The organism is Streptomyces diversicolor (genome assembly GCF_057537855.1).
The window spans coordinates 48,381-65,653 of the sequence record NZ_BAAJXA010000016.1 but is presented as its reverse complement, the minus strand read 5'-3'; the positions used below and the strand labels follow the sequence as shown (position 1 = coordinate 65,653).

General features: G+C 73.8%; 10 protein-coding genes. 5 read left to right on the top strand and 5 right to left on the bottom strand.

Annotation, left to right across the window (positions count from 1 at the left end; genetic code table 11):
* Window position 1: 1 nt before the first annotated feature.
* Together AC27LF_RS20275 and AC27LF_RS20270 are read right to left on the bottom strand one after the other, a co-directional pair.
* On the bottom strand, window positions 2–271 hold the full coding sequence (locus AC27LF_RS20275) for a type II toxin-antitoxin system RelE family toxin (protein ID WP_479661156.1): 270 nt from the start codon (window positions 269–271) through the stop codon (window positions 2–4).
* Complete coding sequence (locus tag AC27LF_RS20270) at window positions 268–540, bottom strand: type II toxin-antitoxin system Phd/YefM family antitoxin (RefSeq protein WP_479661157.1); 273 nt, start codon at window positions 538–540, stop codon at window positions 268–270. Before AC27LF_RS20270 ends, AC27LF_RS20275 begins: the two co-directional genes overlap by 4 nt.
* A gap of 479 nt (window positions 541–1,019) precedes the next feature.
* On the opposite strand from AC27LF_RS20270, the gene AC27LF_RS20265 reads away from it, so the two are divergent.
* The 4 genes from AC27LF_RS20265 to fxsT all read left to right on the top strand — a co-directional run bounded on the left by AC27LF_RS20265 (window position 1,020) and on the right by fxsT (window position 9,875).
* Complete coding sequence (locus AC27LF_RS20265) at window positions 1,020–2,411, top strand: NAD(P)/FAD-dependent oxidoreductase (protein WP_479661158.1); 1,392 nt, start codon at window positions 1,020–1,022, stop codon at window positions 2,409–2,411.
* 205 nt (window positions 2,412–2,616) lie between these two features.
* A complete protein-coding gene (locus tag AC27LF_RS20260) occupies window positions 2,617–4,245 on the top strand; it encodes a VMAP-C domain-containing protein (RefSeq protein ID WP_479661159.1) in 1,629 nt (542 codons plus the stop codon).
* 37 nt (window positions 4,246–4,282) lie between these two features.
* Entirely contained in the window at window positions 4,283–5,242 is a 960-nt protein-coding gene (locus tag AC27LF_RS20255; RefSeq protein ID WP_479661160.1) for an AAA family ATPase, read from the top strand.
* 784 nt (window positions 5,243–6,026) lie between these two features.
* Window positions 6,027–9,875 carry an FxSxx-COOH system tetratricopeptide repeat protein gene (gene fxsT / locus AC27LF_RS20250; protein WP_479661161.1) on the top strand — a complete coding sequence of 1,283 codons (3,849 nt, stop codon included), beginning with the start codon at window positions 6,027–6,029 and terminating at the stop codon, window positions 9,873–9,875.
* A 603-nt stretch (window positions 9,876–10,478) separates the two neighbouring features.
* Here fxsT and AC27LF_RS20245 read toward each other — a convergent pair.
* The gene (locus tag AC27LF_RS20245) at window positions 10,479–12,560 is read right to left on the bottom strand and encodes an aKG-HExxH-type peptide beta-hydroxylase (protein WP_479661162.1); all 2,082 of its coding nucleotides are present in this window, start codon (window positions 12,558–12,560) and stop codon (window positions 10,479–10,481) included.
* A 7-nt stretch (window positions 12,561–12,567) separates the two neighbouring features.
* Entirely contained in the window at window positions 12,568–12,753 is a 186-nt protein-coding gene (locus tag AC27LF_RS20240) for a hypothetical protein (RefSeq protein ID WP_479661163.1), read from the bottom strand.
* 282 nt (window positions 12,754–13,035) lie between these two features.
* On the opposite strand from AC27LF_RS20240, the gene AC27LF_RS20235 reads away from it, so the two are divergent.
* Window positions 13,036–14,325, top strand: a complete 1,290-nt coding sequence (locus tag AC27LF_RS20235) for a class I SAM-dependent methyltransferase (RefSeq protein WP_479661164.1) — start codon at window positions 13,036–13,038, stop codon at window positions 14,323–14,325.
* Window positions 14,326–14,724: 399 nt separating this feature from the next.
* Here AC27LF_RS20235 and AC27LF_RS20230 read toward each other — a convergent pair whose 3' ends face one another.
* Window positions 14,725–17,250, bottom strand: coding sequence for an ABC transporter permease (locus tag AC27LF_RS20230; protein WP_479661165.1), 2,526 nt, complete (start codon window positions 17,248–17,250; stop codon window positions 14,725–14,727).
* Window positions 17,251–17,273: the final 23 nt, after the last annotated feature.

The following is a 17,273-nucleotide window of genomic DNA, read 5'->3' as shown; positions in this document are numbered from 1 at the left end:
CCTACAGGTTGCGGTACACGTCCCGCCGGTCGCCCACCTTGACGACGAGGATGACGAGTTCACCGTCGTTGATCTGGTAGGCGACCCTGTAGCTCCCGACCCGGAGCCGGTAGAGCCCGGACGGGCCGGTGAGTTTCTTGACGTCGGCGTCCTCGCGGTACGGGTCCTCGCCGAGCGCGGTCAGCGCGGTCAGGATGCGCATGGCGTCGGGTCGGCTGATGGCCCGGAGTTGTCGCTGCGCCGCCGTGGTGAACCGGAAGGCGTACTTCACGCCGCGTCGCCGCCGTGCTCGGTGAACAGATCCGCCAGCAGTTCCGCCATCGTGACGGTGGGGCCGCCCTCGGCCAGGACCGCTTCCGCTTCGCGTGCCAACATCACGTCGGCCGCCTCCTCCAGCGCTTCGAAGTCCGTGATCGGAACCACGGCCGCCACCGGCGTGCCGTTGCGCGTGATGACCGTCGGGATGCCTCCCTCGGCCCGGTTGATGTGGTCCGCGAGATGCGCGCGGGCCTCTCGTATGGTCACGGTGTTCTCAGCCATGAAGCCAGTGTACGCGTATTTGTGTACACGGGACCGGCTTGTCTTTCACTCGGCTTTCGCTCGTCGGGTGTACTCCGCTGAGCGGTCTGGGTGGCGTTTGAGCGGGGCGGGGGTGGAGTGGCGGGGTGGTGGGCGACGCGCCGTCGGGAAAGTTCGTGAAGTTCTTCACAAGGAATTGCCGCCCGGTGGCGGGCCGAATGGGGCCGGTCGGCCCTGTACGGGGCTCAACAACCCTGGGAGCATGCCCGAAAGAGCGATCCGAAGGGGTCGCGCGGCGGTGTCGAAAGGGGGTCGGCCATGCCCTCCGCGGGCCCGGACGGGCAGCTCACGCGGCATTGACAACGGCCGGTATCGGACACGGGGTTCCCCGTGCCGTCATGACCTGGCTGACGCGGGTCGCGCAGTTTAGCACAGGGGCCGTCGGAGCTTGTGAAGGGGCGCACGAGCCACCCCCCAGGGGCGGGTGGATACTCGATGCCATGAGCACCACGGAGCGTCCCAGGATCCTCGTAGTAGGCGGTGGGTACGTAGGCCTGTACGCGGCTCGGCGCATCCTCAAGAAGATGCGCTACGGCGAAGCGACCGTCACGGTCGTCGACCCCCGGTCGTACATGACCTACCAGCCCTTCCTTCCCGAAGCCGCCGCCGGCAGCATCTCCCCTCGCCATGTCGTCGTCCCCCTGCGACGCGTGCTGCCGAAGGCGGAGGTGCTCACCGGCCGGGTCACCACCATCGACCAGGACCGCAAGGTCGCCACCGTCGCCCCGCTGGTCGGCGAGGCGTACGAGCTGCCCTTCGACTACCTGGTGGTCGCGCTCGGCGCGGTCTCCCGCACCTTCCCGATCCCCGGCCTCGCCGAGCAGGGCATCGGCATGAAGGGCATCGAGGAGTCCATCGGCCTGCGCAACCACGTCCTCGAACAGCTCGACAAGGCCGACTCCACGACCGACGAGGACATCCGCCGCAAGGCGCTCACCTTCGTCTTCGTCGGCGGCGGCTTCGCGGGCGCGGAGACCATCGGCGAGGTCGAGGACATGGCCCGGGACGCGGCCAAGTACTACACCAACGTCTCCCGCGAGGACATGCGGTTCATCCTCGTCGACGCCGCCGACAAGATCCTCCCCGAGGTCGGCCCCAAGCTCGGCCAGTACGGCAAGGAGCACCTGGAGAGCCGCGGCGTGGAGATCTACCTCTCCACCTCCATGGACTCCTGCGTCGACGGCCACGTGGTGCTCAAGAACGGCCTGGAGGTCGACTCCAACACCGTCGTGTGGACCGCCGGCGTCAAGCCGAACCCGGCCCTGGCCCGCTTCGGCCTGCCCCTCGGCCCGCGCGGCCACGTGGACACCGCGCCCACGCTCCAGGTGCAGGGAACCGACTACATCTGGGCCGCCGGCGACAACGCCCAGGTGCCCGACCTGGTCGGCCGCAAGGCCGGCAACCCGAACGCCTGGTGCCCGCCCAACGCCCAGCACGCGCTGCGCCAGGCCAAGGTGCTCGGCGACAACGTCGTCTCCGCCATGCGGGGCTTCAAGCAGAAGGACTACGCGCACGCCAACAAGGGCGCGGTGGCCGGCCTCGGCCTCCACAAGGGCGTCGCGATGATCGTCGTCGGCAAGATGAAGATCAAGCTCAAGGGCCGGCTCGCCTGGTACATGCACCGTGGCTACCACGGTCTTGCCATGCCGACCTGGAACCGCAAGATCCGCATCTTCGCCGACTGGACCCTCGGCATGTTCCTCAAGCGCGAGGTCGTCTCCCTCGGCGCCATGCAGAACCCCCGCGAGGAGTTCTACGAGGCCGCCAAGCCGGCGCCGGTCGCCGCCGCGGCCCCGGCCGACAAGGCCGAGGCGAAGGCAAAGGCATCCTGACCGGGGCTCCGTCCAGCCGCCCGAAGGGGCCGTCCGCCATCCGTGGTGCGGGCGGCCCCTTCGGCATGCGGGCCGCGCAGCGCCGGTTCGACGGTTGAACCGGCGAACCGGCGGAAACAAGCCGTACACCCACGCGTCGTGGATTGGCTACGCTCAGGGCGTGCGGCGTGCGGCCGGGCGGGGGGTCGGGGGAGGGGGCGGCACGGTGACCGAGGGGCTGGACGGGACCCACGAGCGGGCCCGGGACACGGACGGCGACACCCTGCCGGCCATCCAGCGCAGGATACGCGGCGAGGTCGTCGACGCCCTGCAGAGCGTCCGGTCGATGCCCTACGACTCCTTCCGCGCCCTGCTCCAGGACGAGTTGGCCGACGAGATCGGACGGCCCTTCACCCTGGGCGACCTGCCGGACTGGCGCATGTGGTGCCGCGCCCTGACCCGGGCCTGCACCCGCGACGGCGAACCCTGTCTGCTGCCCGGCCTCGCCAGGGTCGTCCAGGACCTCGACCAGAACGGCCCGCCGGCCCTGGCCCTGCACCGGGCGGCCGACGAATGGACCGCCGCGAGCGCCCTCGGCCGGTTCGTGCCCCACTGGACCTGGCTCAGGCTGGAGTTGAACGGCCGCCCCGAGGACGACCTCGCGGAGCTGCTGCGCGCCGCCACCGACGCACGGATGACACGGCCGCCGGACCACTGCACGAGCGTGTGGGACCTGTTCCTGTACCTCGTCGGACAGGCCGCCCGGCCCGGCGGGGTGCCGCCCTGGACCGTGCTGCTGGACCGGGTGGCCCGCGAGCGCGGCCCCCGCACCCGGCGCGACCTGCCCAAGCTGACCCGGCACAGCGTCCTCGACCTCGGCGGCCCGGAGCTGGCCGACCGGCTCGACAAGGACCGCTGGGCCCGCCGGGCACCGGCCGTCCTGCCCCGGTCCGCCGGCGACTACCTGCTCATCGGCATCGCCCCCGACCCGCTCACCCTCGACTGGTACACGGTGTCGTACTGGCTGCAGTCCCCCGACGAGCACGGCCGGCTGGTGACCACCCCGGGCCGCGCGGTGCGCCGGGTGCGGCTGACGGCCGCCGCGCTGCTGGCGCCCGGACCCGCCGGGGCACGCGACGAGCGGGCCGCGGCGCTCAGGGAGGAGCAGCTGGCCGCCCTGGAAGAGGCCGTCAACGAGATCGTCTCCCTCGTCGAGGTCGAGGAGGGCGCCCGCGGCCGGGGCGCCGATCTGCGCCTTGAGTTCGTGCTGCCGCTGGAACTGCTCAACCTCCCGGTGCACTGGTGGTCCGCGGGGCGCGGCGGCGCGCGGGCCAAGCTCGCCGCCCGCTACGAGGTGGTGCTGCGCAGCCTCGACCGGCTGCGCAACCAGGGCTGGTACCGGGAGTGGATCAGACGCTGGCAGCGGCTGCAGAGCGGCTCCGACTGCCGGCCCGTGTTCATGACCGCCGAGAGCTTCCCGTCCGACGCCCGCGATGTGTCCGGGCTGGTCGCGCAGCTCAACGACGAGCGGTACGTCGCCGTGATGCTCAGCGAACCGCCGGACCCCTGGCGCACGCGCGGCCCGCACGAGGCCGCGGCCGCGCTGTCGTCGGGGCTGCCGGTGCTGGTGTGGCACCGCACCGAGGAGACGAACGTCGAGATCAAACAGTCCGTCAACCAGCTGCTGCGCGGGCGCCTGCCCGACCTGCCCGCCCGGGTCGCCGCCGCCCGCCGGCAGGTGCTGGTGGAGACCCCCGAGGCCAACCCCGTGACCGAGCATCTGGCCGTCCTGTGGGACGACCCCGGACGCAACCCGCTCGCTCCCGGCGAGCCGGTGGCACCGGGAGCCCTGTAGGCGGCCCTGGAGACAAGACAAAAGGAGAGGGGAGCGCGTGTTGGACACCGAACCGTGGTGGGTCTACCGGGGGACCGGACGGCCCCCGGACCCCGGACAGCCCGGGCCGTCCCTGCCCGCGCCCCCGCCCTGGCGCCGCCGTGACGCCCCGCCCGGCGCCCCGGTCGACCTCGGCCCCGACGGGCTCGCACTGGTCAACGCCGCCCTGCTGTGGCGCCGCCCGCTGCTCGTCACCGGTCCGCCCGGCGTGGGCAAGAGCGCCCTGGCCCGGCAGCTCGCCCGGGAACTGGGCCTCGGGCCCGTGCTGCGCTGGTGGATCACCAGCACCACCACGCTGCGCGAGGGCCTGTACGAGCACGACACCACCGGCCGGCTGTGCGCCGCCGCGGCCCGGCGGGAGGACCCGGGCGCGGGCGCCTTCGTCCGGCTGGGGCCACTGGGCACCGCGCTGCTGCCGCGCGAGCGGCCCCGGGTGCTGCTGGTGGAGAACCTGGACCGCAGCGATGTCGCCCTGTGCGAGGCGGTACAGGACGTCCTGGAGGAAGGGGCGTTCGACGTCGCCGAGTTACGGGACGTGCCCGAGGCGACGGTCGGCACCGCCGACGGGCCCGGCGCGGCGGCCCAGATCGCCCACGGCCGGGTGGCGTGCGGCGACGGATACCCGGTGGTGGTGATCACGGCCGCGGACGAGGACGTGCTGCCGCGCGCGTTCACCGGCCGCTGCGTGCCGCTGCGGCTGTCCGCGCCGCCGGACCCCGACCGGCTCGCGGAGACCTGGCTGCCGCCCGGCACCGCCGACGCGGGCGCCCGCGCCGCCCTGCGCGTCCTGGAGGGCATGGAACCCGGCCAGGCCCCCGGCGCACGCCCCCTCCTGGACGCGATGTGGCTCGCACGGGCCCGGCACTCGGCGGGTGGACCCCCGCCCGAGGGGGAATACCCCGGACAGACGGCCCTGGACGCCCTGTTGCGCCGGGCCGCATGGGGGGAGACCCAATGACGACGACCACCTCCACCACCCGACCCCCGGGGCACACCACACCCCCGACACCCATCGCCGGACGGCGCGTCCACAACGGCCCGGGCGGGACCGGCGCGAAGGTGGCCGACGGCGGGCAGTGCGTACCCGGCGCGTCGGGTCGGGCGGGTGGTGAGGTGGGCGACGGCGGGCAGTGCGTACCCGGTGCGTCGGGCGGGACCGGTGGTGGTGTGGCCGATGGCGGGCGGTGTGTACCCGGTGTGTCGGGCCGGGCGGGTGGTGAGGTGGCCGACGGCGGGCGGTGCGCACCCGGCGCGTCGGGCGGGGCCGGTGGTGGGGTGGCCGATGGCGGGTGGTGTGTACTCGGTGTGTCGGGCCGGGTGGGTGGTGAGGTGGCCGGCGGCGGGCGGTGCGTACCCGGTGCCCGGACCGGTGCCGAGGTGGCCGACGGCGGGCGTGTGCCGGCGGGCGTGGTGGGACCGCACCCGGCCGCGGCGGACCACGGACGGCGGGCCGCGCCGAGCCCCCACGGCGCCCCCGTGACCGGCAGGCCCCCGGCCCCACCCGGCCCGTCCGCTACCCCCGAGCCACGCACACGCCCCGCTCAGCCACCCCCACCCGAGCCACGCTCACGCCCCGACCCGCCGGTTCCCACTGGGCCGCTGACAAACCCCGCGCAGCCCTTGCTGTCCGAGCGGCCGGCACGTCCCGCTCCGTCGGGTTCGCCCGAGCCGTCGGCAGACGCCGGGCGGGCGGTGTCGGTTCGGCCGGTCCTGGCGTGGCGAGCGTCGGGGAGGGCGGTGTAGTGGAGGGGGTTGATTCCGCTGGGGTGCTGGCGGTGCTGCGGGGGCTTGCCGGGTTGCCGGGGCGGCGGGACGTCGCCGTCGTGCTGGACGACGGGCCCGCGACGGACGTGTGGTGGCAGACCGCGCGGGAGGTCGGGGCGCTGGCCCGGCGCAGCGGTGCCTTCGAGCGGGTCGCCGTGCGGCGGCCGGGCGACGGACGGGCCCTGCCGCGCACGCCGGGCCGGGTCACGCTGCTGCTCACCGACGGCTGGGCGGGCGGCTGGACGACGGGCCGTACCGACGGACTGCTGACCCGCTGGGCGGCGGACGGACCGGTGGCCGTCGTACAGCTGCTGCCGCGCGCCCTGTGGGACCGCACCCGGCTCACCACCTGGCCCGCCTTCCTGCGGCCCGACGCACCCGGCGCCCGCGCCCACCGGCTGCGCTGCCGGGTGCGGGGCATCCGGCCCGGCAGCGCGGGCCGGGCCGCGCCGGGCGCCCCCGTGCCGGTGCCCGTCCTGGAGCTGGCCGCGCCCGAACTCGCCCGCTGGGCGGCCATGCTGACCTCCCGGACGCCCGGCTGGACCGCGCTCCCGGTCACCTTCGCCGGCCGCGCCACGGCGCCCGCACCGCCCCGCCCGCCGCTGCCCGCCCCGCGCGCGCCCGCCGACCTGGTCGACGGCCTGCGCCGGTGGGCCGCGCCCGAGGTCTTCGACCTGGGTGTGCTGCTGGCCGCCGTACCGCTGACCGGGCCGCTGATCGGCCGGGTGCGGCGGCTGTGCCCGGCCGCCGCCGGACCGCACGCCCTGGCCCAGATGTTCGCCCACGGCCTGCTGCGGCCGGTCGCGGCACCGCACCGGGTCACCGGCGCCCAGCGGGTGCGCTTCGACTTCGTACCCGGTGTACGCGAGGAACTGCTGGCCTACGTCCGGCAGGAGGACCTGCGGCGCCTGGTGCGCACGGCCACCGCGGCGCTGGGGCCGCGCTCCCGCCCGCTGTGGGACCTGCCCCGGCTGATCGACGATCCCACGGCGCCGCTGCGCGTCCCGGTCGGCACGGACAGCGTGCCGTGGCTGACCGCCCAGAAGGCCGTCCTGGGCGCCCTGTCCGGCCCCAGTCTTGAGGCGGCCCGGCGTATCGGCCAGGCGCTGGCCGAGCATGCGCCGGTGCCCTCGGCACCCCTGCCACCGGCACCGGTCAGGACGCCGGCCGCGGGGGCGCTCACCCGGCAGGCCCGGGCGTCGGGCACGAACGTCATCACTCAGCACGCCACACCGGAAACGCAAGAACGTCGACAACTTCAGGACAATCGGCACATTCAGGAAAGGGGCCAGGAGATGGTCGAGGCCAGCCGGCCGCGGAGCGGTACGCGGTCGGGCAGCACCCCGGTGGTGTGGGGCAACGTCCCGCCGCAGAACGCCAACTTCATCGGCCGTGAGGACCTCCTGGAGAACCTCCACCGCCGGCTGCAACGGGAGCGCGCCACCGCCGTGCTGCCCAACGCCCTGCACGGCATGGGCGGCGTCGGGAAGTCCGCGCTCGTCGTCGAGTACCTGTACCGCAGGCTCGGCGAGTACGACGTCATCTGGTGGATCCCCGCCGAACGCAGCACCCAGATCCAGCGCTCCCTGGCCGAACTGGCGGTGCGCCTCGGCCTGAGGACCAGCGGCGAGGCGGGCACGGCCGTACCCGCCGTCCTGGAGGCGCTGCGCCGCGGCGAGCCGTACGAGGACTGGCTGCTGGTCTTCGACAACGCGGAGAGCCCGGAGAGCGTCCGCGGCTACTTCCCGGCCGGCGGCACCGGCAACATCCTCGTCACCTCCCGCAACCCGCAGTGGTCGCACGTCGCCCGCCCGCTGGAGGTCGACGTGTTCGCGCGCACGGAGAGCGTGCAGCTGCTGCGCCGCCGCGGACCCGAACTCACCGGGCCCGAGGCCGACCGGCTGGCCGACGCCCTCGGCGACCTGCCGCTCGCGGTCGAGCAGGCCGCCGCCTGGCTCGCCGAGACCGGGATGACCGCGGACGAATACCTGCGGCTGTTCGACGAGAAACGGATCGAACTCCTCGACGAGACCGAGTCACCGGACTACAACGCCCCGGTGATCGCCGCCTGGAACGTCTCCCTCGACCAGCTGGAGGCCAAGAACCCGGCGGCCCTGCAACTGCTCCAGGTGTGCTCCTTCTGCGCTCCGGAACCGATCCCGCGGCGGCTGTTCAACCGGCTGCGGGACCGTTCCATCGCCCCGGAGCTGGACACGGCGCTGCGCGACCCGATCAAGCAGGCCCAGGCCATCCGGGAGATCGGCCGCTACTCGCTGGCCCGCATGGACCACCGCGCCAACTCCGTGCAGATGCACCGGTTGGTGCAGATGGCCCTGCAGGCCCGGATGACCGACGAGGAACAGGAGCGGATGCGGCGCGGCGCCCACCAGCTGCTCGTCGCCAACGATCCGGAGGACCCGGAGAACGCCGGCGAGTGGGACCGCTACGGCGAGCTGACCCCGCACGTCATGGCCTCCGACGCGCTGCACTCGGAGGACCCCTGGGTGCGCGCGCTCATCATCAACGAGGTCAAGTACCTGTGCCGGTGGGGCGACTACGAGACGGGCAGCGACCTGGCCGGCCGGGCGTACGGCATCTGGAAGGAACGCTTCGGGGCCGACGACGTGCAGACACTCGGCGTGGCCAAGTGGCTGAGCGTGCTGAACTTCTCGCGCGGCCGGTACCAGGACGCGGCGCTGCTGAACACCGAGGTGCTGGATGCCTACCGGCGTACCGTCGGCGAGGATCACCAGGACACCCTGGACGCCCTCGGCAACGTCGCCATCGACTACCGGGTGCAGGGCGAGTTCGGCATCGCGCTTGAGCTGTCGGAGTCGGTCCACGAACGGTATCTGCGGCTCAACGGCGAGGACGACCCCGAGACGCTGCGCGCCGCCCACAACGTGGGGGTGAGCCTGCGCCTGGCCGGGCTGTTCGAGCGGGCCCGGCAACTGGACGAGGAGACCTGGAACCACAAGGTGCGGATGTTTGGCGTCGACCACGCGGTGAGCCTGGTGACCTGGCTCGGGCTGATCGTCGACATCCGCGAACTGGGCGACTACCACCAGGCGTTGACCTACCAGGAGGAGATCACCTCCCAGTGCCGGCGGGTGCTCAGCGTGGACAATCCGCTGACCATGTCCTGCCTGCGCCACCTCGCGGTGACCCGGCGCAAGGCGGGCCGGCACGACGAGGCGCGGCGTGCCGCCGACAGCGCCCGGCGCCGCCTGGTGACCCGGTACGGCGACCATGACCCGGAGACCCTGGCGGCCACCTTGGAGGTGACCGTGAACATGCGGCACTCGGGGGAGCTGGAGGAGGCACGGGAGCTGGGCCTGCGCACCTTCGAGCAGTACCGGGACACGTTCGGCGCGACCCACCCGCACACCTTGGCCGCCCACGTCAACCTGGCGGTGACGGTACGGCTGGTGGGCGACCCGGTGGGCGCCCGCGCCATCGACGAGCAGTCCCTCGCCGCACTGCGCGGGAAGCTGGGCGACGACCACCCGCTGACCATGGTGTGCGCGACCAATCTGGCCAGTGACCTCTTCGCGCTGGGCGAGCCGGAGGCCGCCCGTGAACTGGACACCGAGACCCTGCGGCGCAGCACCGAGGTCTTCGACGCGGACCACCCCTCCACGCTGGCGTGCGCCGCCAACCTGGCGATGGACCTGCGCGCGACGGGCCGTACCGCGGACGCGGACGCCTTGTACGCCGACACCGCGGAGCGCCTGCGGTCCACGCTGGGCGCCGACCACCCGGCCGCCGTCCAGGCCCTGGACACGGTCCTGCGAGCCAACTGCGACATCGACCCCATGCCCCTGTGAGCGGGCGCCCACCGGCGGCGACCGTACGCGATGGCCTCGGCCGACGGTCTCGGCGGTGGTCTCGGCGGTGGTTTTGGGCTGCGGTCTTGGGCGGTGGCCTTGGGCGGTGGCCCCCGGCGGCGGGCTTGGGTGGTGGTCTGGAGCGGTGGCCCCCGGCGGCGGGCTTTGTGGTGGTCTGGGGCGGTGGTCTCGGGCCGCGACCGTGGGCGGCGACCGTGGGTGGTGGTCTGAGGTGCTGACCGCGGGGGTGGCCTCGGGCGGGGTCTGGGGCGGTGACCGCGGGTGGCGGTCTGGGGGTGGTGGCCTCGGGCCGCGACCGCCGGTGGCGGCCTCAGGTCCGCGATCGCAAGCGGTGACCTCGGGTGGCGATCGCGGGCGGTGGTCTCGGGGGCCGACCGCATGCCGACGACCTCGGGCGGTGACCGCGGGTGGCGGCCTCAGGCCCGCGATCGCAAGCGGTGACCTCGGGTGGTGGTCTGGGGTGGCGACCGTATGCGACGACCGCGGGCGGGCCGCGGGCCGCGATCGTGGGTGGCGACCGCGGGTGGTGGTCTCGGGCTGCGGCCGTGGGGGCGGCCGGGTTGTGCGGGCGCCACCCCGTGGTCAGGCGCTTGTCAGGTCGGCTACGGCGGTCCGGGTGGCCGGGTCGGCGGCGAGCGCGCGTACGAACTCGGGGTGGTCCATGAGCAGCCGCCCCGGTGGCGTGCCTCGTTCGCGCAGCGCCAGGGCGAGCCCGGCCCAGTCGGCGGGACGGTCGAGTCCGGCGGTGTAGAGCGCGTGGGCCCGTTCCGCGTCCCCGGCCACCAGGGCCAGGTCGGCCGGTGTCGCGCCGGGCAGGGTGTCCTCGCCGTCGCGCAGCCGTGCGAAGGCCGCCGGGTCGGCGATCCGCAGCCGGGCCAGCAGGGCGAGCACATCGAGCCGGCAGCCCTGCGGATCCGGCTCCACCGTGCCGTCGGGGGCGCCCCCGTCCGGCGGGGCGCCGCCCGCCGCCAGTGCGGCAGCCGCGGCCCGTACCGCTTCCTTGTCCGGCCGTACGTGGTACGCCCGCCAGGCCCCCCGGTGGTGGGCGGCGGCCAGGTCGGCGAGCCGCGCGGCGGGCCGCGGCACGGGCTCGTCACGCCAGGGGGCGAGCGCGGCCCGCAGCCCCTCGACGAGATGACGGCCCGCCGCGGTCAGCGCCGGGCGTTCCCCGAGGGCCGCCAGCACGGCCCAGGTCTGCCGGCGCCACAGGGCGAACTCGAAGTGGGCGAGCAGCGCCGCGGGCCCGGTCTCGGCCAGCCGCCGGGCCCGCCAGAACGCCGTCACCCCGGCGAACGCGTACGCACCGTGCAGCAGTCCCACCAGCGGGCGCGGATCGTCCCGCCAGGGCGCGTGGTAGAGCCCGTCGTCGGTGCCGTCGTGCAGCGGCGCGAGCCGCATCAGCCCGTTCAGCGCCGAGTGCCGGTACTCGTGCAGCAGGGTCACAGCCAACTCGGTGGCCGCGCCCGGCTCGTCGTCCGGATGCGGTGCCGAGAGCACCACGCATCCGAAGGCGTCCGAGGAGGAGGCGCTGTGCGGGCGCAGCCGCTCCCCGTGCGGCAGCGGGACAAGCGACAGCAGGCCCGCCGACAGGGCCGCCGCGCTGTCCGGGCGGTCCCGTACGAGGATCGCCCACGCCTGCCGGGTGCGGCGCCGCCAGCTCTCGTACTCGGCGTCGGTCAGCCGCGTGGGGCGCTGGGCCTGACCGCCGACCGGGGGCCGCCCCAGATCGTCCAGGGCGACGTCCAGCAGCTGTCCGTCGCATTCCGCGCGCAGCCGACGCAGCCCCGACCAGCCGGGCGCGGACGCCGCGGGGTCCCGGGGCACGCGGACGTCCCCGATCCGGAGCCCGGCCGGCCCGCCGCGCACCTCGGCCGTGTCGCCGTGGGGCACGTCCGCGCGGCCCAGGCCGGGCAGCAGGACGGTGCCGTCCTCGACGGGCACCTCGATACGGAAGCTGAGCCCCGCGAGTCCGGCCGCCGCGGCGGCCAGCCGATGCAGCCCCCCGAACTCGACCCAGAACGCCCCGCGTCCGACCACGGCCTGCCCGTCCGCAGTGGTCCCGGCCGCGGTCTGCCCGGCTGTCGTCTGCCCGGCGGCGGTCTGTCCGGCTGTCTGTCCGGTCGCCGCCGGTTCGGTCGCCGTGCGTCCGGCTGTGGTCTGTTCGGCGTTGGTCTGCTGGGTGGTGCTCCGTCCGGTCGCGGTCCGTTCGTCCGCCGTGCGCCCGGCTGTGGTCTGCTCGCCCGCGGTTTGCCCGGCTGTCTGTCCGGTCGCGGTGGGCTCGGCTGCGGAATGCTCCGCCGCTGCGTGCCCTGGCGCCGTGGGACCGGTCGTCGTGGGACCGGGCGTCATGGGAGCGGTCGTCATGGGCAGGGCGCGGAGGGCGTCGGCGACCCAGATGCCGGTCTGCGGGTCGAGGATCACCCGCCGTACCCGGTCGGGATCCGTGCGCTGGGCCAGGGCCAGCAGGTCCCAGGCCGACCCGGCGGCGGGCAGCCGCCCGGCGGCGTCGGCGGCCGGGCCGCCCCGCTCCAGCAGGATCCGCAGCAGCAGCAGCCGTCTGCTGTACTCGGCCGCCAGCAGTTCCCTGGCCGCCGGCGCGCTGTCCCCGGCCGAACTCAGCGCCGTGGAGCAGGTCGGGGACAGCCGGTGGTGTCTTGGTGCCACGTCCGGTTCAGCTTCCCTGGCTGCCTGCCACGGAGCTGAGGGGGCGTTGGACGTCGTGCAGCAGCGCCGAGACGGCCGGCCGCAGTGTCGGGTGATCGAGGGAGGGCAGGTCGTCGATCAGCGTGTCGTTCAGGTCGGGGAGCCAGGGCCTGGCATCGAGGGCGACTTCCCCCGCCGGCGCTTCGGAATTCATGGAGGGATGGTGTCATACACCCTCGCGGGGCGCTTCTCAAACGACCGGCCCGGCCGGTGTGTCGGGGACCGGGCCCCGCACGTCACGGACCGGCCCGATGCGCCTATCGGGTGTCCTGTGGACGAACGGCGGCGTCGGTATGGCGGCCGTGTGACGGTACGGGCATGGTGACGGCGATGGCGGCGGCCGGGGAATGACGTCGCACGGCACGATCGTTGCCTGAGGTGACCGAATCCGTGGCCGATTCCTTCACACACGATTTCCCTCCCGGAGGTGTGCATCATGGCCGACGCCGCGTCGCGGCTGACGAGTCTTGCCGAGCAGTTGCTGGGAGCCCCGCTCCCGGTGGGCGTCCGCGCCTGGGACGGTTCGCAGGCCGGTCCGCCGGGCGCGCCCGTCCTGGTCTTCCGCAGCCGCCGGGCCCTGCGCCGGCTGCTGTTCAAGCCGGGCGAACTGGGCCTGGCCCGGGCCTGGGTCGCGGGCGACCTGGGCGTCGACGGCGACCTGTACACGGCGCTGGCGCTGATGTCCCCACTGGTGTGGGACCGCGGAGAGGGCAACAGCCGCGGCCTCGCCCAGGCGCTGCGCGACCCCGCGGTGCGGGCCGCCGCCCGCGACCTGCTGCGGCTCGCGGGGCCGCCGATCCCGCCGGCCCCGCCCCGCGAGGAGGTCCGCAGGCACCGGCACCTGCACACCAAGAGAAGCGACAAGCGGGCCATCAGCCACCATTACGACGTCGGCAACGACTTCTACGAGATCGTCCTCGGCCCGTCCATGGTGTACTCGTGCGCCTACTGGGAGGAGGCCGGCACCCTGGAGTCCGCCCAGCGCGACAAGCTCGAACTGGTCTGCCGCAAGCTCGGTCTGACCCCCGGCCAGCGGCTCCTCGACGTCGGCTGCGGCTGGGGCTCCATGGCGATCCACGCCGCCCGTGAGCACGGCGTCCACGTCGTCGGCGTCACCCTCTCCCAGGAACAGGCCGCCTACGCCCGTAAACGGGTCGCCGAAGAGGGGCTTGCGAACAAGGTGGAGATCCGGGTGCAGGACTACCGGGACGTCGCCGACGGCCCCTACGACGCGATCTCCTCCATCGGCATGGCCGAACATGTCGGCGCCGAGCGGTACCTGGAGTACGCGACCGATCTGTACGGCCTGCTCAAGCCCGGCGGACGGCTCCTGAACCACCAGATCGCCCGCCGTCCGCTGCGGGACGAATCGGCGTACCACGTGGACGCGTTCATCGACTCCTACGTCTTCCCCGACGGGGAGCTGGCCCCGCTCGGCAGCACCGTGTCGCTGCTGGAGCGTGCCGGTTTCGAAGTCCGGGACGTGGAGTCGATCCGCGAGCACTACGCGCTCACCCTGCGCCGCTGGGTGGCCCGCCTGGAGGCCGACTGGAACCGCGCGGTGCGCCTCGCGGGGCCCGGCCGCGCCCGCGTGTGGCGCCTGTACATGGCCGCGTCCGCGCTGGCCTTCGAGCGCAACCGCATCGGCGTCAACCAGGTCCTCGCCGTACGCACCCCCGATTCGGGAGAGTCGGGGTTGCCGTTGCGCACCCGCACCTGGAACTGACGGCGCCCGGGTGTCTGCGGGGGTCGGGTCGGCCGCTGCGGCTCCGCAGGGCCGGCCCGACCCGCTCGCCGAGGGGGCGCGGGCGGGTTCGGCGATGGCGGGGCCGGCGGACGCCCGCAGCCGACCACGGACCGCTCCGTGCCCCAAGGGGGCGCGGGGAACTGCGCGCCTGGCTACGATGCGCCGGCAGTCGACCATGGACCGCTCCGTGCCCCAAGGGGGCGCGGGGAACTGCGCGACCGGCCACGACGCGCCCGCAGCCGACCACGGGCCGCCGCCGGCCCTGAACACGACGGCGGCCCGCACCACCCCCGGCGGGGTCGTGCAGGCCGTCGTCGCGCGGGCACCGAAGGTGCCGACGGGGCCGCGGCGGAACGGACGGGGCGTCCGGCGCCGCGGCTACTCCGACTTGATCGCGCTCAGCATGTTCAGCCGTGCCGCCCGCCGCGCAGGCCACAGCGCGGCCAGCGCGCCGACCAGCGCCGACAGCAGCAGGAAGATCGCGATCCGGTCCCACGGCACGACCAGTTCGTAGGTCGGCATGCTCGCACCGGCGAGCCGGCCGGCCGCCCAGCCGAAGAACACGCCGAGGCCGATGCCGAGGACGCCGCCGAACAGGGAGATGACCAGGGACTCCAGCCGGACCATCCGCTTGACGGACCCGCGGTTCAGGCCGATCGCGCGCAGCATGCCGATCTCCTGGGACCGCTCGAACACCGACATGGCCAGGGTGTTGATGACACCGAGGACGGCGACGAGCACCGCCATGCCGAGCAGGCCGTAGAGCATGTTCAGCAGCAGCGTGAACATCTGCGCGATGGAGTCGGACAGGTCCTTCTTGCTCTGGACCTGGATCCCCGGGTTGGAGTCGAGGGCCTTCTCCAGCTTGTCCTTGGCCGCGTCGGAGGCGCCGCCGGCCATCTTGACCATGACCCGCATGTCACGGGCGTCGGACAGCTTCGGCAGGGCCGCGGTGTCGACCATGACGCCCCGGAACAGCTCGTTGCCCTCGTAGACGCCGGCCACCGTCAGCCGCTTGCTCCTGCCGCCCTCGAAGTGCGCGGTGAACTGCGTGCCGGCCTTCCAGCCGCGGGACTCGGCGGTGCTGTCGTCGACCACGACCTTCGGGCCGGACACCGTGAACGCGCCCTCGTCGACCTTCAGATCGGTCAGTTTGCCGATCGCCGAGCCGTTGACGCCGGTCAGATACTCCGAATCGCCGTCGATCCGGGCCATCGTGTCGCGCATCGGGCTGGACGCGGAGACGTCGTCCAGGGCGGCGAGCCTGCGGTCGACGTCCGGGGAGAGGTCGTTGCCGTTGGCCATCTGCACCACGTAGTCCGCGCGCAGCGCCGAGGAGGCCATCTTGTTGATCCCGGTCTGCAGGCTGCCCGCCATCACCGTCATGCCGGTGATCAGGGTCAGGCCGATCATCAGCGCGGAGGCCGTGGCGGCGGTGCGGCGCGGGTTGCGGACCGCGTTCTGCCGGGCCAGCTTGCCCGACACCCCGAACACCCGCAGCACCGGGGCCGCCGCCGCGATCAGCGGGCGGGACAGCAGCGGGGTCAGGATGAACACGCCGATGATCAGCAGGACGGCGCCCAGGCCCATCGGCGCCTGACCGTCGGTGCCCTTCATGGTGGTCGCGGCCAGCACGACGGCGACACCGGCCGCCGCGAACAGGGCGCCGAGCGTGTTGCGCAGCACCAGCGACTTGGTGGTGGCCTGCGCGTGCAGGCTGCTCATCGCGGCGACCGGGGGGATCTTCGCGGCCCGGCGGCCCGGCAGCCACGCCGCCAGCATGGTGATGACGACGCCGACCGCGAGGGCGGCCACGACCGTGCCCGGCGTGACGACCAGCGGACCGTCCGGGATGGTCTCGCCGAGCGAGCCGAGCAGGGCGCGCAGTCCGGCCCCGATGCCGATGCCGACGGCCAGACCGGTGACCCCGGCGACCGTGCCGACCACGAACGCCTCGATCAGCACCGACCGGGTGATCTGACGGCGGGAGGCGCCGACCGCCCGCAGCAGCGCCAGCTCCTTGGTGCGCTGGGCGACCAGCATGGTGAAGGTGTTGGCGATGATGAAGGTGCCCACGAACAGCGCGATCCCGGCGAAGACCAGCAGGCCCTTGCGCATGCCGCTCATGCTGTTGGTGATCATCCGGGCCTGCTCGTCGGCGAGGGACTGCCCGGTGGTGGTCTTCGTGAGGTCCTTCGGCAGGACCTTGTCCAGCTGGGACTTGAGCGCGGCCTGGCTGGTGCCGGGCTTCGCGCGTACGTCGATCTCGTCGTAGCCGCCGGACTTGCCGAACAGCTTCTGCGCGGTCGGGGTGTCGAACAGGGCGAGGCTGCCGCCCGCGGCGACGTTGCCGTCGTCGGTGGTGAACACGCCGACGATCTTCGGGTTCAGGACCGGCCCGTCGATCGACAGGCGGACGGTGTCACCGACCTTGTAGCCGGTGCGCTCGGCGGTCTTGGCGTCGATGACGACTTCGTTCGCGCCGCGCGGGGCGTGGCCGCTGGTCAGCGGGTAGCGGCTGTCGTCCGTGCCCCAGTAGTTGCCGCCGTTGGTCTGCCAGCCGTTGCCGATCAGTTTGCCGTTCTTGTCGGCCATGGCGGTGAAGCCGCTGACGACACCGACGGCCGAGGCGGCGCCGGGCACCCGGGCGCTCTTGTCGAGCAGCGCCTGGTCCAGGTCGGGGTAGCCGCCGGGCTCGTCGCCCTTGGCTTCCCGGTATTCGGCCGAGACGGCGACGTCGAGGTTGTCGAAGCCCTTGGCGGAGCTGTTCTGGTAGGCGTCGGTGATGGTGTTGGTGAAGACCAGGGTCCCCGACACGAAGGCCACGCCGAGCATCACGGCGAGCACGGTCATCAGGAGCCGGGCCTTGTGCGCGAGTACGTTGCGCAAGGCAGTGCGGAACATGGTGTTCTCTTCAGTCCGTGGTG